Below are 23,279 nucleotides of genomic sequence, written 5' to 3'. Positions count from 1 at the left end.
GCGGTGCGTGGGGCGTCGCCGATGCGGTGGAATTTCAGGCTGTCTGCGGTGGTGGACATGGTTTCAGATGAAATAGAAGCGGGAAACGAAAAACCCCGCACCGGGGGCGGCGCGGGGTCTTTAGTCGAAATCTGGCAATTTTTCTTCTACGCGCCAGCTCGCCCCGCACTTGTTGGTCCGGTAATAAGTACGAGCACAAGGAGCGACGCCACGGCGCTGGCCGGGTTGGCGTGCAGGTGTCGGGCGGTGGTGTGGCGTTGCAGCATGGGGTCGAGATAACCACCCGGGCGGCGGGCCTGTCAACACCTGCAAGTGCGATTTCCCGGTGAAACGCCGGCAAGCCCCGCCACAGAAGCTTGGTTTCTGTTGAAACAGGCTGCGCTCCTCCGGCGGGGGCCGCCCCGTTGCGCGAAATACGGGCCAGGCGGTGGCTGCCATCAGCAATATGTGAAGACGATGATCGGATTCTTCCGCTTTTGCCGGTTTAACAGGTAGAGGCCGAATTCCGGCGCGAATCGGGGGATTCCATGGAAGTACATTTTCAGCACGTCAAGACACGCGGATCACGCGCCCAGGGCAGGGACGCGGAAACCGGGGCGGAGCCGCCGTGCCTGGTGCGGTTGATGGGCTCCGGGGAGGGTTTGCCGGCGCCGATCATCTATCGCAAGGGCTGGGCGCTGCTGGGATATCTGGCGGTGGAATCCAACCGCATGCATTCGCGGGCGTCATTGGCCGAGCTGTTCTGGCCCAGCCTGGATGAAACCAGTGCGCTGACCAACCTGCGCCAGGTGCTGAGCAACCTCAACCGGTTCTGCAAGCCGGTGCTGGGGGAGGAAGTCCTGCGCATCGAGCGTACCGCCGTGGGCCTGATCCGTGGCGAGCAGCCGTTGTTTGATATCGACCTGCTGCAGGTGGCACCGTGCCGATCGCTGCACCTGCTGACCGAGCAGCGGGTTTTCATGGAAGGTCTGGAGGACATCGCCGGAATCGGCTTCCGTAGCTGGCTGGAAATCATCCGGCAGGAACTGGGCGAGCGGCTGGTCGCTGCCGCCGAGAAGTGCTGTGATGAACTGCTGGCAAGCCGGCAGTGGGAGCGGGCGGCGAAAATCGCGCATTCACTGGGCCAGCACGATCCCTGGAACGAAGCCAATGCGAGGCGGATGATGTTGATCCACGCCGGCAGTGGCAGGCGGGGTGCGGCAGTTGCGGCATACCGGCGCATCGAAAAAACACTGCACGCCGAGCTGGGAGTGGAGCCGGCGGCTGAAACCCGGCAACTGCTGGAAAGGATCTGCAGGCTTGACGCTTCTCCCGTCTCGAGCAGCCTGGCGAGCTGGATTCCATCAGTCACGTTGAGGAAGACGGGGCTGGAGGAAGCGCTTCTCTGAAGCGCGGTACAACGCTGGGCCGGGTGAGCATCGGCGTGGCAGGAGAAGAGCACGCGCGATGGGTACCTCCGGATCCTGCTCCCAGCATTCCGTGTGTTGTGCCATGAACAGATCCGGTGCCTTCAAAAGCTAATTGTCTGGAGGCCCCCCTCGGGCTTGACCGAAGGCCGATCAAATGACGCCGGCCGGGTTACAGCCAGACCTAACACAGCGGGCCGGGCCGGTTGCGCGGTTGCCGGCTGGCTGCATTGAACTTCTATGCCCCGCTCATGAATCCATTGCATGACCGGTTCTGCTTTCCGGTTGATGGCCGGGACGGACGAGCCGGAGGGGTCGCCACCCGCCTGGCCGGCCGGCCCGGGGATCGGGCCGTACGCAGCAGTAAGGACGCGTTCAAGACGACTCAAGGCTCAGGGGCTGGCCGGTTTCCTGCCGAACGCATCCACCTCTTTGCGCTCCTGAGCGCCGGGTGCCAGGCCTAGCATGTTGGCCTTGATCGACGAGACCGCGCTGCTTTGTACCAGTTCCACCGCTTTGGATTTCAGCGGGTACGGGAGTCCGTCGGTACCCGCTTCTCCCTTGGAGAATGCTTTTTCCGCGCTCTTCGCCTTGTTGACGTTGGTCACAGACAGGCCCTTCATCGTGGCAGCGGCGACCGTTGCTCCCAGTGCGCTGCCCAGGCCGGCACCGGCGATGGCGATGCGCCAGGAAAACCCGCCCATCGTATTTGCCGCTTCCGAGGCGGTGTCGTAGAGGCCGGAGGTGGCGCTGAATATCTGTGCAACTGCAAGGGTCATGTCGGCGTCGGCGCTCAGGTCGCCGGCTTCGGCCAACTCGACCATGATCGACAGCTGCTCGGCGTAGTCGTTCATGGCGGGCACATTGATGTCCGCTGCGGCAGCTGCGTTGGCATGGGCGTGGAGCGCGGAGGCGGAGGCCTCCGCACAGCGCAGGCGCGACCAGAGCTGCTCGAAACCGACAGCGCGTGTCGTTTCCAGGATCTCCGCGCTGTTGCCGGCACGTGGAGAGGGAAATTTCAGGGCCACGGTCTTTGAATCCGGATTGCCGGCACTCAGGGCATAGGCGACGTTGGCGATGCGGGCACCGGTAGTGGCTCTATGTTCGACGTGCAGGTGCTGGCTGGAGGGTGCCATGTTCATCGCAGAACGGAGCGCGTAGCAGAAATCAAGACCGTTGATCCCCAGGTCCGGTGCACGCTCACACATTTCCGGGTGCTCAAAACAGGTGTCCGGGCGCTTGACCATGGCAATGATGCCGCTGCCCATCATCTCCAGGCGCGGTGCCCGATCAAGCTTGTCGGCAAGATCAAGGTTGATGCTGGGCATATCCACATCGGAAGAGGTCGCATCGGCGTTGCGATAGACCGCGTAGCGGATTGCCGAGGCCCTCCTGTCGGGCAGGCCTACGTCACGATAGGGGAAATTGCCGTCGCTGAGCGAACAGTCGCCGACACCTTCGGCGTCCAGCGCCGGACAAGGCAGGTGGTGGTGCACGGAGATATAGGAGGTCAGCGCATCATCGGTACGTTGCAGCAGGCTCCTCTGCTGGCTGTCGCGCCGTTGCTCGTTGCTGGTCATTATCCAGCGTGCGACAAGCACGCCGATGATGCCCAGGACCACGATGGTCAGCGTCAGCTCGATCAGCGTCAGGCCACGCTGGTGGCGAGGGTTTTCCCTACTCTGTCTTTTCATCTGGAAATCCCCAGTGCGTCCAGCCGGCGCGCCTCGGCGATCGCCTGATCACGTACCGCAATGGCTGTCTGATGTTGCTGTTTGGCGCGATCGCGCGCGGCCTCGGCATCGGCCAGCGCTTCCGCTGCGCCAGCGACGTCATCCTCGGAGAGCTTGATCTGCCGAATGGCATAGATGATTGAAGCCGCCGCCACTGCGTGTTCGCCAACACCCACTACGGCGCCGAGCGGGCTGGGAGGCCAGCCGGCGAAGGTGAGGAAGACAGCAATGCTCTCGTCGAAGATGGCAAACGCCAGTGATGTTCCCGCGGCGGCAAGACCGGTCTCCGCGGCGGTCAGCATGGCCTCGGAAGTGCGGACATCGAAACTGCGGAAGGCGGAATTGAACTCCGCCAGATCCGCCACCGTGATGGCCGCATAGGCGGACTGGGCGGCGCCTTGTGCCCGGCCGAGGCGATCACTGCAGTTCAGCTGCGCGGCCAACTCGCCGATACCGGCCGCATAGGAAGTGCTGAAGTTGGGGTCCGCCGTTCCCGGCAGGGGCTGGGCGGTTGCCAGTGTGCCGATGCCCAGGCCATTGCCGGCCACCGGTTGGGCGATGACATAGGCTGAAGGCATGCCCAGTGCAGCAACCGGTGTTGCCAGCCGGGAGGTGTTGAACAGGTGGCGGCAGAGGTCAAGGCCATTGATCGAGGGAGCACCGGGTGTTGTGGCTTCACCGAGGTAGGGCGAAAACTCGTCACCGGGCGCGGCAAGCAACGACGGGTGTGCGTGGTAGGCAATCCGCAAAGGGTCCTCCAGGCCCAGCTGCTTGATCGGCAGCCAGCCCGCCGTTTCACCCGGGTCGGACTTGCCATCGCCATCAGCATCGGCATAGGGCAATGCCAGATTCGCCTGCAGGTAGCCCAGCAGGGCCTGGTTGGCCCGTTCCATCGTAGTGGCGGCGTGTTCCTGTTTCAGCGCCTGGCCGCCAAGGGGTACCAGTGAAATGGCGGCAACCGAGATCAGGGCCACGATGACCACCACCACGGCCAGCTCGACGAGGCTGAAACCCTGTTGTCTGGAACCGTACGCGCGCTTCATTGCCTGTCCTTGTTGCCAGGTCCGACCGCGCCACGGCTGTCGGCCTTCCGCAAGATGGCGTCGGCACCCACGGCAAGCATTTCCTCGGCGGCCCCGCCGGGCGCTGCAGCCGCCTGCAATTGCTCATATTCCTTTTTCAGCTTCTCGAACTGCGCCTCGAGTTCAATGCGGCTGGCTTTCGCCTTGTCAGCGGCCTCATCCGCACGGATCCAGTCGAGATAGGCGCGGCTGTAGGGATATCGTGAACACTGGCTGGCAACCTGGAAGCTGCCATTGATGAATTTGCCGCAGGGCTTCCCGCCTTCCTTACCCACATCCTGCGCCAGGTGGTAGCCATTGCTGCCCTGCGTGCCGACCTGGAAATAGTGTGGCTGGCCGTCAGCCACCCATTCAAAGCTGGGCACGCTCGCGTCGGCCTTCACCATGCTGCTGGTCCATCCGGCTGGATAGGTGAGGTAAGGCGAAACCTGGTTTTCATAGGCGCGCTGCGCGTTGCCCAAATTGTCTTTGGTGGTGCGAAGCACTGCTTTCGCCTCAACGAGCACCATTTCCTTGACCGGTGTGCACTGCGCATCCATGTTGGGGCCGCCCCCCCCGGGAGGTGACAGTTCCGAATACAGATTGTTGTCCTTGTCGCGGTAGGTGCAGGTTTGCATGTACTGCACCTGGGCCAGCGAGTTGCGACAGATCTGCTGCCCGGCAGGATCGTTGGAGTTGGCCTTACGGCAGGTGGCGGCGGCATCGCCCTCGGCCAGTTTGACCAGGTCTTTCCACCCGTCCAGGTCCTTCTGCTTCTGGTCGACGTCGTTTTCGGCATCCTCCACGTCGAGGAATGCCCGCGCCCAGCCCTCGGCCAAGTTGCGCCTGGCAATCGCATGAGTCCTGGCCAGATCGCTCTTGAAGACGTTGACCCAGGCATAGCCACCGGTTTCGTTCTCGCCTGGGGAGCGGGAGCAACCCGCTATCAGGTTGCCACTTCCGGTATTGCGGCAGACCCTGTCGAAATAGCGCGAGTGGGAACGATCCTGATCCACGCGGTAGAGGATCCGGGAGTCGTTGAACCAGTCCAGTTTATTGACCTGATAAAGATTGGAGGCTGCGACAAGTTTGTCTTCCTGCTCCCTGGCCGACTCGACGTCCTTGTCCATCCCCGGAACGAACTCGGTGACATCGTCACACTCGTAGACAATACCGCCCTTTTCGTTCACGACCTGCTTGCCGTCCTCGTACTTGATGATTGGGGCGTTGGTTGCCGCGTCGTAGCGGGTTTTGCAATACGTCTGGTTGGAGCCATAGAGGGTCGCACGGATGGTCTCCAGGGCATCCTCGATCGACTTGACCGGCGGCTTGGCCGATTGCTCGGCGCGGTCACGTGCTTTGACGTTTGCATCAAGCGCCATCGAGACCGGAATCATCGAGGCGGAATTCAGCGCCAGGGCGACAATGCTGCTGCTGACGGCAAGGACGCTGCCGACCACACCGGCGGCTTTGAAGGGAACTTCAAAGCATGTGATACCCAGTGAGGCGATGCATGTGATCACCGATCGCACCGCGTCGATGCTGTTCCAGGTGGTGCTGATGATGATGTCGGCCAGTCCGCCGGCGTTGAGGGCGAGGCCGGCAATGGCAACAGACTGGGCAAAGGCGGCATCGTTGACCTGCGCTTCGCCGTTACCGGCATTGTTTTCCTGGAAGTCGGCCACGGTCACGTGGTTGGCCACCGACGCGGCGAGCATGTCCATGGCCAGCAGCGACACGCTGGCCGGCTCCACGTCCGGGGTCGGGCCTGCGTACTGGCGGCATCCGGCCGCCTGCGCCAGCGAGTCGAATGAACGGACGAGCGTCCTGTCGTCGTAGTCCAAGGCGGAATGATCCGCTGACAGCAGCTCGGTCGCGAGCCCGGTATCAAACCTGTCGCCGTTACCTACGGTGGGGCCGGCAGCGACCAGACCGTAGGCATAGTTGAAGCCGACGCCGGTCCGGGTTTTGCTGCGGTGGCTGGAAAGCGATGCCAGCGGATGGGTATTGGCATGCAGCGAGGCGCAGAAGTCCAGACCGTTGCGGATCTGCGTGCTTTCATCATCCGCATCGACATAGCCTTCGACCGGCTCACCCAGCGGGTCGCGCGGCAGATACAGGTCTTCGAGCAGGGACAGCGGCCGTGCCGTTGTTCCATGGGTCGTGGTGCCGGTGGCTACCGAATAGCGGATGGGGCCTTGGCCAAGATCCATCTCGCGGGCGCCCGGCAACAGCGCCAACGGCAGGTAGCCGACGCTGCGGGTGGCGCCGGTCGCGCCGCCGGTGCAGTCCTCGATCACGGAGGCGGGATCCTCGTCCCAGCGTGATGCAGGGCAAGGCAGGCGCGCGTGCGCGGCGGCGTAGGCGGCGAGGGCCTCGTCGGCCCAGTGCAGCTGCTCTTGCTGGGTGAGCGCCTGGCGGACGGGCTTCTTGCTGTGGATGACCAGTGTCGTTGCCGCCACCGTGCCGCCGACGAGCAGGGTCAGCAGCATGGCCTGCATGAGGCCGAAACCGCGTTGTCGCGGCAGGGTGATCGGGTGCCTTCCTGGCCGGTGGCAGCGCTTGCTGGCGGGGCGAAGTTTCATTTCACTGGCCCAGTTTGATGTAAGCGGTAACGGTCTCCACCCGTGCTTCGGGGTGGGACGCGTTTTCAGGGTGTTCGTTCCTGCTCCACTTGCCAGCATCGGCCGTGAGTGAAACCGACGTGGTGTTGTGGCGGGTGGCCTCGCGCACGCGGCCAAAGCGTGCATCCACGCCACCATCGATGCGCTGGTCCAGCTGGTTGGCCAGCTCCGGGGTCAGGTTGCTTATCCGCATCACATTGCGGCTGCGCGGGATATACGAGGTGGTGCTGACCGGTTCGGCCCAGTCCTTGACAGCCATCAAACAGACTTGAAGCCGTTGTGTCAGGCCGTTGCGGTCCTGGTAGGCATAGGTGTCCTGTCTGCCCTCGAACGCCCCTGCGGGAAGTGCGACGCCGCGGGCCAGCATCTGGTTGAGCAGCTCATCGCCGCACAGGGGAGTCGCGCCCGTGGAGCCGCCGATCAGGCCGCTGTAGGTCGGATCATTGGGTACGGTGCCGCTTTGTGCGAGATAACGGTCATAGGCGAGCAACCAGCCCTGGATGAAGTCGCTGTTGATGCGCTCGGCCACCGCACTGCGGTAGACGTCGCGGCCGACGGTAACCGCGCCGAGAATGACGGCGATGATCACCAGCACCACGGACATTTCCATCAGGGTGAAGCCGCGCTGGCGGCGTACATGGGACATGACAGAGGGTTCCTTAAAGTGCGGGTGAGCTGATCGCCTTCTGCACCAGGTCATAGACCGGCAGAAGCAGGGCAACAATCAGGAAAATGAACATCCCGCCGCCAAACAGCACGACGACGGGCTTGATGATTTCCGAGAGGTTGGTGATCAGCCGCTGCAGGCGCAGGCTGTATTCCTCGGACAGCCGTGAGAACTGGCTGTCCAGGGTGCCGGTGTCTTCGCCGACGCTGATCATCCGCACCATCATCGAGGGGAAGCCGCCGACCTGGCGCATCGCCGAGGACACCCGGTCGCCGCGTTCAAGCACCTGGCGGATGGCGATGATGCGGTCGCGGTAATACTCGTCGCGCATCGCCCGTTCCATCACCTGCAGGCTGGACACCATGTCCACGCCGGCACGGATCAGCAGCGACATGTATTCGGTGAAGAACGCCAGTCCCGAAGAGAACATGATCGTCTTGGCGATCGGCAACTTGTGCAGGGTGTAGTGGATGGCGCGACGGAACTTCCGGCTGTAGCGCCAGGCCACCCAGAGCGTGAAGACCAGTGCGACCAGGCCGATGAAGATGTAGCCGAAATTCGAGATCAACCATTCCGAGCCGGCCATCACCGCCACCGTGAGCGGCGGCAACTGGGCATTCATCTGTTTGAAGAGATCGGCCAGATTGGGGACGACGTAGTAGATCCAGAAGCCGCCGGCGGCGATGATCGCCGAGAACACGAACACCGGATAGATCAACGCCTGCTTGGTATCGGCGGTCATCCGTGAAATACGCTCGATATGCTCGGCGGCCTCCTTGAGCATCAGGTCCATGGAGCCGGTTTCGTCGCCGATCATGATCAGGTTGCGCACGGTCTCCGGGAACGCGTCCGGATAGCGGGCGAACGCCTCGCTCAGCGATGCGCCGGCATCCAGCTCTTCCAGCATGCGCCGTGCCAGCTTGGCCGCATTGGAAGTGCGGCCCTGGCCGACCTCATTGGCCACCGCGCGCAATGCCTCCATCACCGGAATGCCGCTGCTGGTCATTACCGCCAGGTCCTGCAGCATGCCGGACAGCTCGATCGGCTTGATGGTCGGCTTCACCAGGTGCGACAGCGACCGCTGCGTCTCCGCCAGCCAGCCGGGGAACCGGGTAAGGGTGATCACCACCGCATCGAAGTTTTTTTCCAGCCATATCCGGGCCGAAGCGTCATGCTCGACCGCCAGCTGGGTGATGCCGCTTTTCACCCGGCCGTTGGACAGCAGCAGCTTGTAGTAATAGACGTTCATGGCGTGGGCCCGATGCCGACCACGCGGAGGATCTCCTCGGTGGTGGTCTGGCCGGAGAGGATGCGACGGCGGGCGATACTTTCAATGCTGCGGAAGCCGGCCGACATGGCCAGGTTGCGCAGGCCTTCGCGGTTGATGTCATCGGCGATGCCGTTGGCCAGTTGCTCGTCGACGATCATGATGTCGTAGACCGGAAGACGGCCGTAGTAGCCGCTGCCACGACAGCGATCACAACCGGTGCCGCGGCGGCCGCTGGTTCCCAGGGGCACATCCAGCCATTGGCATTCGGATTCGGTGAAGGCCGATTCCGTGGCGCAGAACGGACAGACCTGGCGGACCAGTCGCTGGTTGACCACTGCCAGCAGGTTGTCGGCGATCACCTGGGCTTCCAGACCCAGCGGACGCAGGCGCGGCACCACGCCGAATACCGTGGTGACGTGCAGGGTGGACAGCACCAGGTGACCGGTGGCAGCGGCCTCGACCGCCGCCTGGGCGGTTTCGGCATCGCGCATTTCGCCCAGCAGGATGACGTCCGGGTCATGGCGCAGGAAGTGGCGCAGGGCCGAGCCGAACTCGTAGCCGGCACGGCGGTTGACTTCGGTCTGCCCGGCGCCGGGCACGCGGTATTCGATCGGGTCTTCGACCGTGAGCACGTTGCGTTCGATCAGGGACTGCATGCGCAGCGCGGCATGCAGCGAGGAGCTCTTGCCCGAGCCGGTGGGGCCGGTGATCAGGATCAGCCCGGCGGGTTTGGCGAACAGGCGTTCCAGCAGGCTGACATCTTCCGGAAAGAAGCCCATTTCCTCCAGCCCGGCCAGGTCGCTCTGCTCGGGCAGCAGGCGCATCACCATACGCTCACCGGAATCGGTGATCAGGGTGGAAACACGCACCGTGAGCGGTGAATCAAGCACCGTGGCGCGGAAGCTGCCGTCCTGCGGGCGGCGCTGCTCGGAGATATCCATCTCCGCGGAGAGCTTGATGTAGCCCAGCAGGCGGGCCAGCGAATTGGGCATGGCCCACATCGGCCGCAACACGCCGTCGACGCGGAACAGCACGTGCAGGCTGTGCTCGGACGGGGCGATATGGATATCGGTGGTGCGCTCGCGCACGGCAAGGTGGAGCAGATAGTCGAGCAGCTTCTCCGGGCTGTAGGCGTGGTCGTTGTCGACCGCCAGGCGGCGGATTTCCTTTTCCAGCAGCGTTTCGATCGGGTTCTGCGCGAAGTAGTAGGTCTGGCGGATCAGCCGCGCGACCTTGCCGTACTCGCCCTGGATGAAGTGGCAGCGCAGCCCGGAGCGCTGCAGGACCAGCTGCGCCACCGCGGCCTGGTCGGCATCGCCGAGCAGCACTTCCAGCATGTCCTCGTTGCGGCGCAGCGGCAGGAACTGCCGCATCTGGCACAGCTCGCGGTTGAACATCGCCAGGATGCGTGGATCGGGGATCGGCAGCGTCTCCACCGGCGCGAAGTCAATGCCCTGCATTTCGGCGTGGGTGCGGACGATGTCCGATTCGTTGGCAAGACCGTGGCGGATCAGCAGACGACCGAAGCTGGTCTGTTCGACCAGGTTCTTCTGCCGCGCGTAATGCAGCTGGATCGGGTCCAGCAACCCCTGTTCGTTGAGCAGCACGCCCAGCTTGGCCTGCTCCAGGCTCACCAGCCCTTGCGTGTTGTTTGCGGTCGCCGAGGGAATGCGTGTGTCAGCGGTCATGGGAGTGGACATCCGTGGTGTTCGTGGAGGCGGTGGTGAAAGGAGGCAGGGTGCTGATCAGATGCTCGGTAAGGGCATCGACCTGTGCGGTGACAGGCAGCCCGTGGGCATGTTGCAAACGGGCGATGGCGCGTCGGGTCAGCGGGCCGAGTACGCCATCGGGCCGGCCGTCGTACTGGCCGACTTTCTGCAACGCCTGCTGCAGGGCCAGAACCGGGGCGTCGGCGGTGGAGGCGCGCCCGGCGACCGGCTGCCAGCTCACCTGCCAGTAATCACCGTCGCGGCGGATGCAGCTCTGCGGAATGCTGGGGGGCTGTGCGGTGGTGGCCGGGATCGCGTAGGTGACCGTGTCAGCCGCGCGGTTGCCGTCGCAGGCCGGATCCCGCGCGGGCAAGCTCGTGCCGGAGGTCGCAGGTAACACCTGTGCGGGTGTTGCCGGGCGCGAGGCGTGACTGTCGGGAAGCGCGCTGATCACCGCCCAGGTCAGGCCGCTGGCCACGGCCAGTCCGAGCGAGGCGGCGATGGCCATGCGCGGTGGCAGTCGCCGCGGCGCAGGCGATCTGACCCCGGATTCGGCCGCGGCGGTGTGTACCAGCGCTGTGCCGATGCGTCGTGGCGTCTGCTGGCCGTACAGGCCATACAGGCAGCGGTCCATGATCAGGTGGATGCGGCGCTGGTTGCCGGTGCTGTAGGCATGCAGCGCGCGCGCGGCATCGTCGTCGATCACGATGTCGTCGCCGGCACCGGCCGCTGACAGGCGGAAGCGGACGTACTGGCCGATGGCGGCGGCATCCAGACCTTGCAGCTGTACATGGGTGGTGATGCGGCTGGTCAGCTGGCGGATCTCGGGACGGGCCAGCAGGGTCAGCAGTTCCGGCTGCCCGGCAAGGACGATCTGCAGCAGCTTCTCCTGCTCGGACTCCAGACAGGTGAGCAGCCGCAACAGCTCCAGCGAGGCGATATCCAGGTTCTGCGCATCGTCGATGATCAGCACGCAAGTGACTTGCTGCTGCCAGCGCTGTACCAGGAACCGGTTCAGGCTCTGGATGTCTTCGGCCGGGGTGCCACTGGGGGCGAGGCCGAAGTCGCGCAGCACCGCGGCCAGCAGGTCCGGCCCCTGCAGGAATGTGTTGAACACCAGCGAGACGGTGGTTCCGTCATGCTCGAGATCCTTGATGAGGCGGCGCAGGAAGGTGGTCTTGCCGGTACCTATTTCGCCGGTCAACAACACGATTCCGGCGCGGGTGCGCAGACGGTGGCCGATCTCGACCTGGTCGCGCTCCAGCTGCGGCGAGGAAAAATAGCCGGTGCTGTCGGGCGTGGGCGGGAAAGGCGAGCGGGACAGACCCAGCCGCTGCAGATGGGCGGTCATTTCCGTGTTCATGGGCGGCCGGCTCCGGAGAGCTGGTCCATGGCGCGCGCGATCAACGGCGAATTGCCGTTGTGTGATGCCAGGCGGCGCAGTCGCGCCTGCGCGGCATCGCTGTCACCGCGCGCCGCTTCCAGCAACGCCAGGTTGACCCCGGCCTGTTCATCGTTGGGAACGCGTCGCAGGATCGTGCGGTAGTGCGTTTCAGCGGTATCGCCGTCGCCTTGCGAATGCGCGGCCCATGCGCGGGCACGCAGCAGGGTCAGGCTGTTGCCGGGCAGCTGCCGGCCCAGCGTGGCCAGCAGTTGCGGGATGGCCTCGACATCATTGTCGGCCAGCGCGCTGTCCAGTGCTGCCAGCTGCTCGCCCACGTCATGGAGAGGGGTGGGAGAGGTCGCCGCGGCACGGGTCACGTTGATCTGCAGATGCGCGCTTTGTATATCGGTCAGCTCCTCACCTGCGACTGGTGCAGCCGGGGTGGATGGGGTGGTTGCCGATACTGTTGCCCGGGTGATGGCCGTCATGGGATCGGGGGACGACAACGGCGTGACAGGGCTGGCCGGGACTGTTGCAAACGCCGGCAGTGGCGCGGGCAGGGGCGGTGCGGTGTGGTCTGTCGCCGCATCCACCGGAACAATGGCAGTGCTTGCCACCACCGCGTTGTCGGCAGCCGTTGCTGGCGCTGGCACAACGTCGACTGCGTCCGCTTGCGTCTCCGCCATCGTTGCGGGCGTGTCGTTGAGCTGGGCCAGTGCAAGCACCACGATGCCCGCGAAGGCCGCGCCCCCCAGACCGGAAACGATCCAGGCTGAGCGCGTGCGCGACCGCCGGACAACGCCGACGGCCGCGACCGGGCCAGCGACGTTCGACGCGGGCGTCGAGTCGGCCTGCGCGTGCCTGAGGGCGTCGTAGATCATGCTCACAGCACTTTGACCCTCAGCACCAACACCAGCTCGCGGGTGGTGTGGCGCTTGGCACGTGAGCCGAACATCCGGCCGAATACCGGCACATCGGACAGGCCGGGAATGCCCTTGTCATTCAGGCCGGAGTTCTGGTCGATCAGGCCACCCAGCATCACGGTGTCGCCATCGCGCATATTGAGCGTGGTGGTGATGCCCTTGACGTTGACTTGCGGCAGGGTCACCGCGTTGCCATTGGGGAACTCGCGCAGTTGCAGGCTGCTGGTATCGACCTCGGTCTGCATCGGATGGACCAGAAGCTCGACGTTGCCGTTGTCGTGGATCATCGGCGCCACGCCGATCACCACACCCGAGAACAGCGAGTCGGTCTGGATGTCCGATGACTGGTTGAAGGCGCCACCACCCCCGGCATTGGAGAAGTTGGTGGTGGACTTGGTGACGTAACGGATGCTGGTACCGACGCTCAGGTAGGCCGGACTGCCGTTGCGTACGCGCACGCTCGGGTTGGACAGCACCTTGACGTTGCCGAAGCCGCGCAGCACGTTCACCGCGGCGGAGAACGTGTCGCTGGCATAGCTCAGCCCCATCGAGCGGCCCAGGCTGCTGCCCAGGGCCTGGTTGGGGAACATGATCGTGCGCGCCTGTGCGTTCAGGCGGGTCAGGCCGTCGTAGGCCAGCGTACTGTCGGCTTGCGGCAGGATGGTGGCGACGGTGTCGCCATAGATGCCGGCTACGCGGTCACGCAACAGGTTCCAGTCCACACCGAAATTGCTGTCATCGTTCAATGACACATCCAGGATCTGTGCCTCGACCAGCACCTGGCGGCGCAGCTTCTTCTTGTTGTGCTCGATCAGCTCCTCGACCGCGCGCATCTGCGAGGGCCGTGCCCGTACGAACAGGGTGCCGACACCCGGATCCAGGTTGTAGCTGGCGGCCGCTGCCGGCCGGGGCTGGTTGGGATCGGTGACCGGTGCCGAGGCCTGCTTGGCCTTTTCCGCATCCAGGATGATGTCCAGTGCCGAAGCCAGCTGCTTGTAGGGATCGTTCTCCTTGCCCATGCTGCCGTTCATCGTCAGGGTGCCGCGCAACGACTGCCCGCCGCCTTCGCCGGACATTCCCGCGCCGAACACGTCACCGCCGGCGGAAAGATCCAGCGAGGTGACCGAGTTGAGCATGTCGACGTTGAAGATGCGCTCATGGGTCTGGTTGACCACCAAGGTTCCATTGCGCGTTTCCCCGTGCAGGTCGAACGCATCGAGAACGTGGTTGAACACCTCGCGCGCGGAGACGTTGGACAGGTGCAGGTTCGAACGCTGCTTCTGCTCCAGCACGCGCGGATCGACGATCAGGTTCATCTTCAATTCGCCGGCCAGCGCCCACAGCAGCTGGCCGACATCGGCGTCATACATGCTGATGCTGACCACGCTGTGTTCCAGCGGGTCGTAGGCCGGGGCCAGCGGTGTGGTGGCCGTGGTGGTGGGGGCGTGTTGCTCCAGTGCCTGCTGGCGACGGTCCTGCGCGCCGAACAGCTTTGCCGACTCGTCGCGGATCGCATCACCGGTGCGTTCGAGCGCCTTGTGCTCGACTTCCGGCAGATCCTGGATGCTGCGCGGCGGCATATTGACGCAGCCGGCCAGCAGCAGCGTGCCGATGGCGCCGGCCAGCAGGCGGGGCAGGGGGCGGTGCTGCTGTGAACGACGGGCGGTGCGGAGATGGCTGGTCATGATCGTGTTCCCGGAAAACGGTTGATAGAAGTTCAACGCTCGAGGCGGGTCAGCCAGCCGAGCAGCGCGATGGGGCTTTCCACAACGACGAGGTCGTCATAGCGGAAGCTGGAGGGGCGATTGGGGTGGGCGAAGCACAACGTGCTGCCTTGCTGGGAGACGAAGCGGCTGTTCTCATCGTCAAACTCCGGATGGATCGTGCCGATGCGGTCCAGGTCCTTTGCCGGGGCGATGATCACGTAGGCCGGGTTGATGGTTTCCCCCGCCGTCCCGCAATCGATGACCGCGGTCGCGGAGCTGTCCGGTGCTCGCGGTGCCGGATGCTTGTAATAGGGAAGTGCGGTGCTGGGCGACGCCTTGGCGAGCAGTTTCAGCGACTCGATCAGCGCGCTGGCACCGTCCAGGCTGGCGAACTCTCCGGAAACGATTTCCTTCGGCTGGACAAGGTCGGCGGCGGTGGTGCGCTGCACTCCATAGAACAAGCGCATGCCTTCGCGCGGCATTTCCATGCCCACGGCGTGGTAGGGGAACCAGCCTCTGGTCAAGGCGACCGGACAGGCAGCCGGCAGCGGCGTACCGGCAGCGATCTGCGCGTTGCTGCGGCTGTCCGGGCAGGGCAGCCGCTTGTGCCGCGCGACATAGCTGCGGATCGCCTGGTTGGCCTCGATCAACCGGGAACTGTTGGCCGTCTGCGCACGCGCCTGCGAAACCAGCTCGTAGGTGCGGCTGCCGGCGCCGCTGAGCAGCGCCAGGATGACCAGCACCACCGACAGTTCGACCAGATTGAATCCCCCCTGCAGCCGCCGGCACGTCATCGTTTCGCACCTGCACCCGCGGCAACCATCACGTCCTTGCGCAACTCGTGCTGCAGGGCGGTCATCTCGGCCGTGATCTGGGCGATGCGCCGCTGGCGCTCCGGTGTGCCGGGTTGCTGGGTCAAGGCGATCAGCTCACGTCCCAGCTTCTGTGCCTTGAGCGCGACCTTTAGGTTGGTACGTACCGCCTCCGGATTCAGGTCCGGTGGCAAGGTCCCCTGCGCCTCCGCCAGATCCAGCTGCTGCAGGATGGCGGTGGCTTGCGCTTCCTGCATTGCGATCTGCTGGTCCATCTGGGCGATGGAAAGCGCGGCATGCGCCTTCGGCAGACTGGCAGGCGGGAGGGATGTCGACGTGCGTGCCGATGTGGAGGTCGCATCGTCCTGTGCCGTTTCCCACGGTGCCGGCTCACCTGCCATGTCGCTGCGCACGGATTCCGGCGGCTGTGCGCCGGCCGGTGCCTGCACAACTGCCGGCGCTGCAGATGCAGTGCTTTTCCCGGGTGATTTTTTCAGCAGTGTCAGTCCACCGGCCAGCAGCACAGCGGCCAGCGCCAGTCCGATGAGGACTTTGTACGTGCGTGTCACTGCCGGGCTCCTGCCGACGCACCGCCGGCAATACCGGGCAGCTTCAATGTCTGTAGCGAACCGTCCACGTGGCGCAGGCGCAGCCATGTGTCGCCGATGGCGGCCACCCGGCCGCCGCTGGGCAGCCGGCTGCCGACCTGGACGCGGTTGCCGTCGACAATCGCGCTGGTCACGCCCCGGGCGCGGATGATCAGTGACAGGCGTGTGGGGCTGGCAGGCTCGCTATCGCTGTTCCCAAGCGTGTCCATCCCGCCTTCCAACACCGGTGAGCTTGGCGTCTGGCGGGGAAGGGCGATCAGGTCGGCACCGGTTGTTGCCGGCGCCGGGGCGCGCAGTTTGCCCGCGACCTCAAGCACGGCCTTGTTGCGCTGTACCGCGGCCCGCAGCTGGGCGGCCTCGGCGCTTTCGTCGAGGTTGTTGCCGAGGAACAGCACGGCGGGTTTGACGATGACCATCGAGGCCAGCCAGGCCGTGACGCCGATCCAGCCGGCGAGGGCGACCATCGCGATGTATTTCTTCTTCACGGGGTCGGCTCCACGGCGGATGAAGGGGTTCTGCTCAACAGGTAGGAGAAAATGCCGCCATTGCTGGTGCGCGTGCCGCCCCCCGATTGCGGGTCCAGCGGCACCGGGTTGAATCCCTGCCGGCGCAGGCGTTCGACGAAGTGCGCCACCTGCATGCCGGGGGTGCCGCGATCGATATCGACCATGCCGTCCACACGCAGGGTGCGGCTGTCGGCGGGTGGATTGGTTGCAGCCTGGCCGGCCGCATCGGCCGGCTGTTCCACACGCAGCCGCAGGATCCGCACCTCATCCTGTGCGGCTTCCTGGATCAGCTGCAGCCCGGATACCGGGTCCATGCCGGTGGACAGGCCCTTGGCTTTCTCGATGAACCCCAGTGCCGCATCGAAACCCTGCGGCAGGCGCATATCGCCAGCCAATGCCTGGGTCTGCTGTTCGAGTTGGACGATCTGCTGGTTGATCAGCGCGGCACGGTCGTCGGCTTCACCTGCGGCCAGCGCCCAGCGCGCACCCAGTGCGCCCAGTGCGATGGCAAACACCAGCGAGGCGCAGGAGGCCAGCGGCAACGCCCATTCGGCAAGATGGGCGGCACGGCTCGGCAACGGATTGACGGCGATGCGGGTGGAGCTCCGGGAACGCACCCAGTCGATGGCCGACAGCCAGGTGCCGCCGTCGTTGTCCCTGTAGGTGCGGGTCGGTACCTGACGTACCTGGCAGCCGGTGTTGGCTGAAAATATCTCGGCCAGCGTCTCGCTGCTCGTGGATTCGCCCGGCAGTGGCTGTGGCATCAGCAGCGGGCACCACTGGAACACCATGGTCTCGCTGCCATCCTCGTTGTTGCGTGCCAGGTCGTCGGCTACCTGGCCGGCGAGGGCGCCAACGGTCATGGCCAGGTCCGTGGCGTCTTCGCTGTACGCCATCGACGAGCGGTGGATGATGTCGTGCTTGCGCAGCGCCAGCACCGAGAACTGCCGTCCATTCTGGACAATCAGGCCCTCGCCGGACTTGATCGCGTTCCACATCAGCGAGGTGATCGGCACCAGCAGGCAGTGGTCGGGCTGCGCCTCGGCCCAGGCGAAGGTCTGTTGCCAGACATCCAGCGGTACGGCGGTGAACAGGCTCTGGTAGCCGGCACCCATGGTCCGGCTCTTGTGGATGAGGATCTTGCCGTCGCCATCGATCATGCCGTCGGCGCGCAGCCGTTTTTCGATCAGCGCCACCGCGTGCGCGGGGCTGCCTTCCAGCGAAACCACGCTGCTGACACCGCCCTCGAACTCGCAGAACAGCCATGCCGGCTGTTCCACGCGTGGACGTGTCGTGGAGAGGGTGACCGTGTCGTTGTCGAAGACGATCCAGCGTCCGGCCAGTTGGATGATGCTCTGCATGCTCATGGCTGGCTGGCTCCCGTGGTGCTGGTGCTGGCGATGCCGTTGTCGTCGGCCGGACCGGTGCGGAACAGCAGGCTGCCGCGCAAGGTCACCTGCAGAGGGGCCGGTATCCGTTCATCCACGAGTACGGGCAGGTGGAACAGGCCCTCGGCAGGGTTGGTGACCGACAGCTCGAAGGCTTCAGCACCGAACAGGCGGTCCGGCCCGGCGGCGATGCCGGCCAGCAGGGCGGCGGATTCGTCACGTGACAGCTGGGTGGAGCGCAGGTTGATCATGCGTTCGCCCCAGCCCTCGGGTTGCAGCCCGAGGGCGGACAGGCGGTCCATGACCTGTTGCGCGGAACGCGCGTTTTCCACTTTCAGTTGCGCCTCCTGTTGGGCCATCAGCGCCTGGGCAAGCAGCTGATTGCGGCTGCTGAGCTGGTCGTAGGACCTGGCAAGGTCCGTGCGTGCGGCGATGAACCACGTCGCGGCGATGACGAGGGCGATGAGCGAGCCCGCGAACAGCAGCAGTGATAGACGGCGTGACCGGCGCAGCCGGCTCAACGGAGAGGCGGTGGCCATAGTGGTTACTGGTTCATCTTGTAGTGGGCGACCATCGTCATCACCTGGATCGTGTCGTCACCACCACCCTGTGCGGTGGACGTGGTCGAGCCGGTGCTCTGGTCGGTGTTGTTGCCGGCCCATTCCACGCTGATCGTGTCGGCGTTGTCCGAGGCCGCACGTGCGGTGATGCCGGCCTGGCGGAACGCGCCACCCTGCGGATCGGGCTTGCCGTCGATCATCTGGTCCAGCGAGCGCGCCAGGTCCGGGGTCAGGCCGGAAATGACCATGACGTTGCCCGAGCCCGAGCCGGTGCCCGGCGGGTTCCACTGGAAACAGATCTGGATTTCCTGCGGGTTGCCGTTGGTGTCCAGGTAGGCGAAGCGGTCTTCAAAACCCTCACCACGACCCGGTGCCAGGCTGATGCCGGCGCCGCGCATGAAGTCGCGCAGCTTGGCGCCATCGGTCGGCACCAGCGTCACCGCCGGGGTGGTGTTGCGGGGAGCCGCCACGTTGCAGACCGCGCCCTTGCTGGCGGTATTGGCGGTCATGTCGATGTCGTAGTCGCGGCCGCCGACCATCAGGCGCGGTGCGGCCTGGTTGTCGCCGACCGGTGCACCGAAACGCTGGTGGTAGCTGTTGTAGCTCACCACCCACTGGTCGACGAACTTCTGCTTGATGCGGGTGTATTCGGCGTTGCGCTGCACATCACGGCCGATCATGACCGCGCCGATGATGACGCCGATGATGACCAGTACGACGGCCATTTCGACGAGGGTGAAACCGCCTTGCTGGCGCTTGGATCGTAATTTCATTGCAAAAAGCCCCTTGTGGTTGAAGCGAGATGGCGGTTCGATCCGACGAGGAAGGCGACCGGCCGTGTGTTCGCGCCAACTAGATAGGCCGGTGACGTAAGAGCGGCGTAAGACGCGGCGCAGGAGCGCCGAATCGGGCTATCGTGATGCCGGTCTTTTCCATGGGGTGCGCCATGTCACGTCTGTTGTCGCTGTTCTGCCTTTGCGGCCTTGCCACCTTCCCGGCACTGGCCGCCGACCGCATCACCGGCCCGGGCTTTGCCACGCGCTCGGAGGTGATCGCGCCACATGCGATGGCCGCCACCTCGCAGCCGTTGGCCACGCAGATCGCGCTGGAGGTGATGAAGTCCGGCGGTTCGGCGGTGGACGCGGCCATTGCCGCCAACGCCGCCCTCGGGCTGATGGAGCCGACCGGCAACGGTATCGGCGGCGACCTGTTTGCTATCGTCTGGGATCCGAAGACGCAGAAGCTGTACGGCTACAACGGCTCCGGGCGCTCGCCGCGCTCGCTGACGCTGGCCGAGTTCCAGCGCCGCGGACTGAAGGAGATCCCGGCCACCGGACCGCTGCCGGTATCGGTACCCGGTGCGGTGGATGGCTGGTTCGCACTGCACCAGCGCTTCGGCCGCAAACCGATGGCCGACAATCTGGCCCCGGCCATCGGCTATGCACGCGACGGCCACCCGGTGGCCGAGGTGATCGCCTACTACTGGGACCGCTCGGTGCCGAAGTTGTCGCAGTATCCCGGCTTCACCGAGCAGTTCACCATCGAGGGGCGTGCCCCACGCAAGGGCGAGATGTGGCGCAATCCGAATCTGGCCGACACCCTGCAGAAGATTGCCGACGGCGGCCGTGATGCGTTCTACAAGGGCGAGATCGCCCGCACCATCGGCGATTTTTTCAAGGCCAACGACGGTTTCCTCAGCTACGAGGACATGGCCAGCCATCAGGGCGAGTGGGTCGAGCCGGTCAGCAGCAACTACCGCGGCTTTGATGTGTGGGAGCTGCCGCCCAACAGCCAGGGCATCGCCGCGTTGCAGATCCTCAACATCCTGGAAGGCTACGACTTTTCGAAGATCCCGTTCGGTTCGGCCGAGCATGTGCATCTGTTCGTCGAGGCCAAGAAGCTGGCCTTCGCCGACCGCGCCCGCTTCTATGCCGATCCGGCGTTCTCACCGGCACCGGTGCAGCGGCTGGTGTCCAAGGACTACGCGGCGCAGCGGCGCGCGCTGATCTCGATGGACAAGACCTTGAAGGAAGTGCAGCCGGGCACGCCGAAACAACTGGAGGAGGGCGATACCATCTACATGACCGTGGCCGATGCCGACGGCATGATGGTGTCGCTGATCCAGTCCAACTACCGCGGCATGGGCAGCGGCATGGCGCCACCGGGGCTGGGCTTCATCCTGCAGGACCGCGGCGAGATGTTCGTGCTGCAGAAGGATCACCCGAACGGCTACGCGCCGGGCAAGCGGCCGTTCCAGACCATCATCCCGGCCTTCATCACCAAGGATGGCAAGCCGTTCGCGAGCTTCGGCGTGATGGGCGGGGCGATGCAGCCGCAGGGCCATGCGCAGATCGTGATGAACCTGGTCGATTTCGGCAGGAACCTGCAGGAAGCCGGTGACGCGCCGCGCATCCAGCACGAAGGCTCGACCGAGCCCACCGGGCAGGGCGTGGCGATGCGCGATGGTGGCGAGGTCAATCTGGAAACCGGCTTCCCCTACGAAACCATCCGCGCGCTGATGCGCAAGGGCCACCGCGTGGTGTTCGCCGACGGCCCGTACGGCGGCTACCAGGCGATCATGCGTGACGCGGAAAGCGGCGTGTACTACGGCGCCTCGGAAAGCCGCAAGGATGGCCAGGCGGCCGGCTACTGAGCGGGGCGGCATGCGCCGCATGCCGTCTTCTGTCGCGTCCGGGAATGCCGCTTGCGTTGCCGGACCCCGGCCCATCGTGATGATGCACGCGATGCAGCGTGCGATGGCTTTGTGCTCTAATCCCGGCCGAAGCGGGGGTACCAAGGCCAGCGGGCCGCGGTTGAGACAGTCCCTTCGAACCTGATCCGGCTGATACCGGCGTAGGGAAGCTTCGTGTGCCGCCAGTGCAGGTGCCGTAATGGGCCATGCCGGGCGGCGTGCGCCTTCGCTTCGTTCCACCATGCGAATCCCTCGCATGGCCTCGCACCCCGGTGCGGATTGACCAGGACGAATGCCGATGAACGCCCAGCCCAGCCTGCAGCAGCAGGCCCAGCAACTCTCCGGATCCGTGACCCAGCCGATTCCCGGCTCGCGCAAGATCTTCGTGCCCGGCTCGCGTGCCGACCTGCAGGTGCCGATGCGCGAGATCGTGCAGACGCGCACGCCCACCTTGTTCGGTGGCGAGGAGAATCCGCCGGTCACCGTGTACGACACCTCCGGCCCCTACACAGATCCGCAGGCGCGCATCGATCTGGCCGCCGGTCTGGCACCGCTGCGCGCCGCCTGGATCGCCGAGCGTGGCGACACCGGAACGCTGCCGGGCCTGAGTTCGCAGTTCGGGCGTGAGCGCGAAAGCGATGCAAAGCTTGATGCGGTGCGATTCCCCAATCGCGTGCTGCCGCGTCGCGCGCATGGGGGCGCCAATGTCACGCAGATGCATTATGCGCGGCGCGGCATCATCACTCCGGAGATGGAGTTCGTCGCCATCCGCGAAAACCAGCGGCTGGAGGCGGTGCGTGACGCCGGCCTGCTGGCGCAGCACCCGGGACAGAGTTTCGGCGCCAGCATCCAGAACATCATCACCCCGGAATTCGTGCGCGATGAAATCGCCCGCGGCCGTGCGGTACTGCCGAACAACATCAACCATCCGGAAAGCGAGCCGATGATCATCGGCCGCAACTTCCTGACCAAGATCAACGCCAACATCGGCAACAGCGCGGTGTCCTCGGGCATCGCCGAGGAAGTGGAGAAGCTGGTGTGGGCGATCCGCTGGGGCGCGGACACGGTGATGGACCTGTCCACCGGCAAGCACATCCATGAAACCCGCGAATGGATCGTGCGCAATTCGCCGGTACCGATCGGCACCGTGCCGATCTACCAGGCGCTGGAGAAGGTGGATGGACGCGCCGAGGAGCTGACCTGGGAGATCTTCCGCGACACCCTGATCGAACAGGCCGAGCAGGGTGTGGACTACTTCACCATCCACGCCGGCGTGCTGCTGCGGCATGTGCCGCTGACGGCAAAACGCGTCACCGGCATCGTCTCGCGTGGCGGCTCGATCATGGCCAAGTGGTGCCTGGCGCATCACAGGGAGAACTTCCTCTACACGCACTTCGAAGACATCTGCGACATCATGAAGGCCTATGACGTGTCCTTCAGCCTCGGGGACGGCCTGCGCCCGGGCTGCATCGCCGATGCCAACGACGCGGCCCAGTTCGGTGAGCTGGAAGCGCTGGGCGAGTTGACCAAAGTCGCATGGAAGCACGATGTGCAGACCATCATCGAGGGTCCCGGCCATGTGCCGATGCAGCTGATCAAGCAGAACATGGACAAGCAGCTGGCCGAATGCGGCGAAGCGCCGTTCTACACGCTGGGGCCGCTGACCACCGATATCGCACCCGGCTATGACCACATCACCAGTGCCATCGGCGCGGCGATGATCGGCTGGTACGGCACGGCGATGCTCTGCTACGTCACGCCGAAGGAGCATCTGGGCCTGCCCAACCGGCAGGACGTGCGCGACGGCATCATGGCCTACAAGATCGCCGCACATGCGGCCGACCTGGCCAAGGGCCATCCCGGTGCCCAGGTGCGCGACAACGCGCTGAGCAAGGCGCGTTTCGAGTTCCGCTGGGAGGACCAGTTCAACCTCGGTCTGGACCCGGAGAAGGCCCGGGAGTTCCATGACGAGACGCTGCCGAAGGACGCGCACAAGCTGGCCCACTTCTGCTCGATGTGCGGCCCGCATTTCTGCTCGATGAAAATCACCCAGGACGTGCGCGACCATGCCGCCGCGCAGGGCGTGGACGCTGCTGCCGCAGTGGAAGCGGGCATGGCTGAAAAATCGAAGGAGTTCCGTGCGCAGGGAGCCGAGGTCTACAGCGCCGGGTAACAGCCGGCCGGGGGCATGCCGCGTGCTGCCCCCGGCCGCCGATCCATGGATGGGCGC

At 65.0% G+C, this 23,279-nt stretch carries 18 protein-coding genes and 1 riboswitch; of the genes, 3 read left to right on the top strand and 15 right to left on the bottom strand.

The features are described 5' to 3' along the window. Window positions 1-623: 623 nt before the first annotated feature. On the top strand, window positions 624-1,388 hold the full coding sequence (locus ACSBPQ_RS11920) for an AfsR/SARP family transcriptional regulator (protein ID WP_442682349.1): 765 nt from the start codon (window positions 624-626) through the stop codon (window positions 1,386-1,388). Window positions 1,389-1,798: 410 nt separating this feature from the next. Here the strand turns inward: ACSBPQ_RS11920 and ACSBPQ_RS11915 are convergent, their stop codons facing one another. Genes ACSBPQ_RS11915 through ACSBPQ_RS11845 form a run of 15 tightly spaced genes read right to left on the bottom strand, consistent with a single transcriptional unit; the run spans window position 1,799 to window position 19,130 of the window. Continuing rightward, on the bottom strand, window positions 1,799-3,100 hold the full coding sequence (locus ACSBPQ_RS11915) for a type II secretion system protein (RefSeq protein ID WP_442682348.1): 1,302 nt from the start codon (window positions 3,098-3,100) through the stop codon (window positions 1,799-1,801). Further along, entirely contained in the window at window positions 3,097-4,128 is a 1,032-nt protein-coding gene (locus ACSBPQ_RS11910; protein ID WP_442682347.1) for a hypothetical protein, read from the bottom strand. The genes ACSBPQ_RS11915 and ACSBPQ_RS11910 overlap by 4 nt, the downstream gene beginning before the upstream one ends. A gap of 50 nt (window positions 4,129-4,178) precedes the next feature. Beyond that, window positions 4,179-6,785, bottom strand: coding sequence for a hypothetical protein (locus ACSBPQ_RS11905; protein ID WP_442682346.1), 2,607 nt, complete (start codon window positions 6,783-6,785; stop codon window positions 4,179-4,181). Between the two features lies 1 nt (window position 6,786). Then, on the bottom strand, window positions 6,787-7,470 hold the full coding sequence (locus tag ACSBPQ_RS11900; RefSeq protein ID WP_442682345.1) for a type II secretion system protein: 684 nt from the start codon (window positions 7,468-7,470) through the stop codon (window positions 6,787-6,789). Window positions 7,471-7,483: 13 nt separating this feature from the next. Next, window positions 7,484-8,740 (bottom strand): type II secretion system F family protein, encoded by a 1,257-nt coding sequence (locus ACSBPQ_RS11895; protein ID WP_442682344.1) that lies wholly within the window; start codon window positions 8,738-8,740, stop codon window positions 7,484-7,486. Beyond that, a complete protein-coding gene (locus ACSBPQ_RS11890; RefSeq protein WP_442682343.1) occupies window positions 8,737-10,449 on the bottom strand; it encodes a GspE/PulE family protein in 1,713 nt (570 codons plus the stop codon). Before ACSBPQ_RS11890 ends, ACSBPQ_RS11895 begins: the two co-directional genes overlap by 4 nt. Further along, window positions 10,439-11,833 (bottom strand): ExeA family protein, encoded by a 1,395-nt coding sequence (locus tag ACSBPQ_RS11885; RefSeq protein ID WP_442682342.1) that lies wholly within the window; start codon window positions 11,831-11,833, stop codon window positions 10,439-10,441. Before ACSBPQ_RS11885 ends, ACSBPQ_RS11890 begins: the two co-directional genes overlap by 11 nt. Further along, window positions 11,830-12,735 carry a tetratricopeptide repeat protein gene (locus ACSBPQ_RS11880; RefSeq protein WP_442682341.1) on the bottom strand — a complete coding sequence of 302 codons (906 nt, stop codon included), beginning with the start codon at window positions 12,733-12,735 and terminating at the stop codon, window positions 11,830-11,832. Before ACSBPQ_RS11880 ends, ACSBPQ_RS11885 begins: the two co-directional genes overlap by 4 nt. 2 nt (window positions 12,736-12,737) lie before the next feature. Next, the gene (gene mshL, locus ACSBPQ_RS11875; protein ID WP_442682340.1) at window positions 12,738-14,462 is read right to left on the bottom strand and encodes a pilus (MSHA type) biogenesis protein MshL; all 1,725 of its coding nucleotides are present in this window, start codon (window positions 14,460-14,462) and stop codon (window positions 12,738-12,740) included. 32 nt (window positions 14,463-14,494) lie between these two features. Further along, window positions 14,495-15,277 (bottom strand): type II secretion system protein, encoded by a 783-nt coding sequence (locus tag ACSBPQ_RS11870; protein WP_442682339.1) that lies wholly within the window; start codon window positions 15,275-15,277, stop codon window positions 14,495-14,497. Continuing rightward, window positions 15,274-15,864: a hypothetical protein gene (locus ACSBPQ_RS11865; RefSeq protein ID WP_442682338.1), complete on the bottom strand. Its 591-nt coding sequence runs from the start codon at window positions 15,862-15,864 to the stop codon at window positions 15,274-15,276. Before ACSBPQ_RS11865 ends, ACSBPQ_RS11870 begins: the two co-directional genes overlap by 4 nt. Continuing rightward, window positions 15,861-16,388, bottom strand: a complete 528-nt coding sequence (locus ACSBPQ_RS11860; RefSeq protein WP_442682337.1) for a hypothetical protein — start codon at window positions 16,386-16,388, stop codon at window positions 15,861-15,863. Before ACSBPQ_RS11860 ends, ACSBPQ_RS11865 begins: the two co-directional genes overlap by 4 nt. Beyond that, window positions 16,385-17,776 (bottom strand): hypothetical protein, encoded by a 1,392-nt coding sequence (locus ACSBPQ_RS11855; RefSeq protein WP_442682336.1) that lies wholly within the window; start codon window positions 17,774-17,776, stop codon window positions 16,385-16,387. Before ACSBPQ_RS11855 ends, ACSBPQ_RS11860 begins: the two co-directional genes overlap by 4 nt. Next, window positions 17,773-18,336 (bottom strand): hypothetical protein, encoded by a 564-nt coding sequence (locus ACSBPQ_RS11850; RefSeq protein ID WP_442682335.1) that lies wholly within the window; start codon window positions 18,334-18,336, stop codon window positions 17,773-17,775. Before ACSBPQ_RS11850 ends, ACSBPQ_RS11855 begins: the two co-directional genes overlap by 4 nt. A 5-nt stretch (window positions 18,337-18,341) precedes the next feature. Beyond that, window positions 18,342-19,130, bottom strand: a complete 789-nt coding sequence (locus ACSBPQ_RS11845; protein WP_442682334.1) for a prepilin-type N-terminal cleavage/methylation domain-containing protein — start codon at window positions 19,128-19,130, stop codon at window positions 18,342-18,344. A 173-nt stretch (window positions 19,131-19,303) separates the two neighbouring features. Here ACSBPQ_RS11845 and ggt point away from each other — a divergent pair, with 173 nt between their 5' ends. Further along, entirely contained in the window at window positions 19,304-21,010 is a 1,707-nt protein-coding gene (gene ggt, locus ACSBPQ_RS11840) for a gamma-glutamyltransferase (protein WP_442682333.1), read from the top strand. Window positions 21,011-21,133: 123 nt separating this feature from the next. After that, a riboswitch (TPP riboswitch) is annotated at window positions 21,134-21,235 on the top strand. A gap of 112 nt (window positions 21,236-21,347) precedes the next feature. Beyond that, window positions 21,348-23,222 (top strand): phosphomethylpyrimidine synthase ThiC, encoded by a 1,875-nt coding sequence (thiC, locus tag ACSBPQ_RS11835; protein ID WP_442682332.1) that lies wholly within the window; start codon window positions 21,348-21,350, stop codon window positions 23,220-23,222. Window positions 23,223-23,279 lie beyond the last annotated feature (57 nt).

The organism is Stenotrophomonas sp. JC08 (assembly GCF_052180205.1).
GTDB lineage: Bacteria > Pseudomonadota > Gammaproteobacteria > Xanthomonadales > Xanthomonadaceae > Stenotrophomonas.
This window is presented reverse-complemented; position numbering and strand designations above follow the sequence as displayed.

Excerpts from the sequence above, each read along its gene's own strand:
- ACSBPQ_RS11880 (WP_442682341.1), bottom strand. The coding sequence starts at position 12,735 with ATGATCTACGACGCCCTCAGGCACGCGCAGGCCGACTCGACGCCCGCG.
- ACSBPQ_RS11890 (WP_442682343.1), bottom strand. The coding sequence starts at position 10,449 with ATGACCGCTGACACACGCATTCCCTCGGCGACCGCAAACAACACGCAA.
- ACSBPQ_RS11855 (WP_442682336.1), bottom strand. The coding sequence starts at position 17,776 with ATGAGCATGCAGAGCATCATCCAACTGGCCGGACGCTGGATCGTCTTC.
- ACSBPQ_RS11885 (WP_442682342.1), bottom strand. The coding sequence starts at position 11,833 with ATGAACACGGAAATGACCGCCCATCTGCAGCGGCTGGGTCTGTCCCGC.
- thiC (WP_442682332.1), top strand. The coding sequence starts at position 21,348 with ATGAACGCCCAGCCCAGCCTGCAGCAGCAGGCCCAGCAACTCTCCGGA.
- ACSBPQ_RS11850 (WP_442682335.1), bottom strand. The coding sequence starts at position 18,336 with ATGGCCACCGCCTCTCCGTTGAGCCGGCTGCGCCGGTCACGCCGTCTA.
- mshL (WP_442682340.1), bottom strand. The coding sequence starts at position 14,462 with ATGACCAGCCATCTCCGCACCGCCCGTCGTTCACAGCAGCACCGCCCC.
- ACSBPQ_RS11900 (WP_442682345.1), bottom strand. The coding sequence starts at position 7,470 with ATGTCCCATGTACGCCGCCAGCGCGGCTTCACCCTGATGGAAATGTCC.
- ggt (WP_442682333.1), top strand. The coding sequence starts at position 19,304 with ATGTCACGTCTGTTGTCGCTGTTCTGCCTTTGCGGCCTTGCCACCTTC.
- ACSBPQ_RS11915 (WP_442682348.1), bottom strand. The coding sequence starts at position 3,100 with ATGAAAAGACAGAGTAGGGAAAACCCTCGCCACCAGCGTGGCCTGACG.
- ACSBPQ_RS11870 (WP_442682339.1), bottom strand. The coding sequence starts at position 15,277 with ATGACGTGCCGGCGGCTGCAGGGGGGATTCAATCTGGTCGAACTGTCG.
- ACSBPQ_RS11845 (WP_442682334.1), bottom strand. The coding sequence starts at position 19,130 with ATGAAATTACGATCCAAGCGCCAGCAAGGCGGTTTCACCCTCGTCGAA.
- ACSBPQ_RS11905 (WP_442682346.1), bottom strand. The coding sequence starts at position 6,785 with ATGAAACTTCGCCCCGCCAGCAAGCGCTGCCACCGGCCAGGAAGGCAC.
- ACSBPQ_RS11920 (WP_442682349.1), top strand. The coding sequence starts at position 624 with ATGGGCTCCGGGGAGGGTTTGCCGGCGCCGATCATCTATCGCAAGGGC.
- ACSBPQ_RS11895 (WP_442682344.1), bottom strand. The coding sequence starts at position 8,740 with ATGAACGTCTATTACTACAAGCTGCTGCTGTCCAACGGCCGGGTGAAA.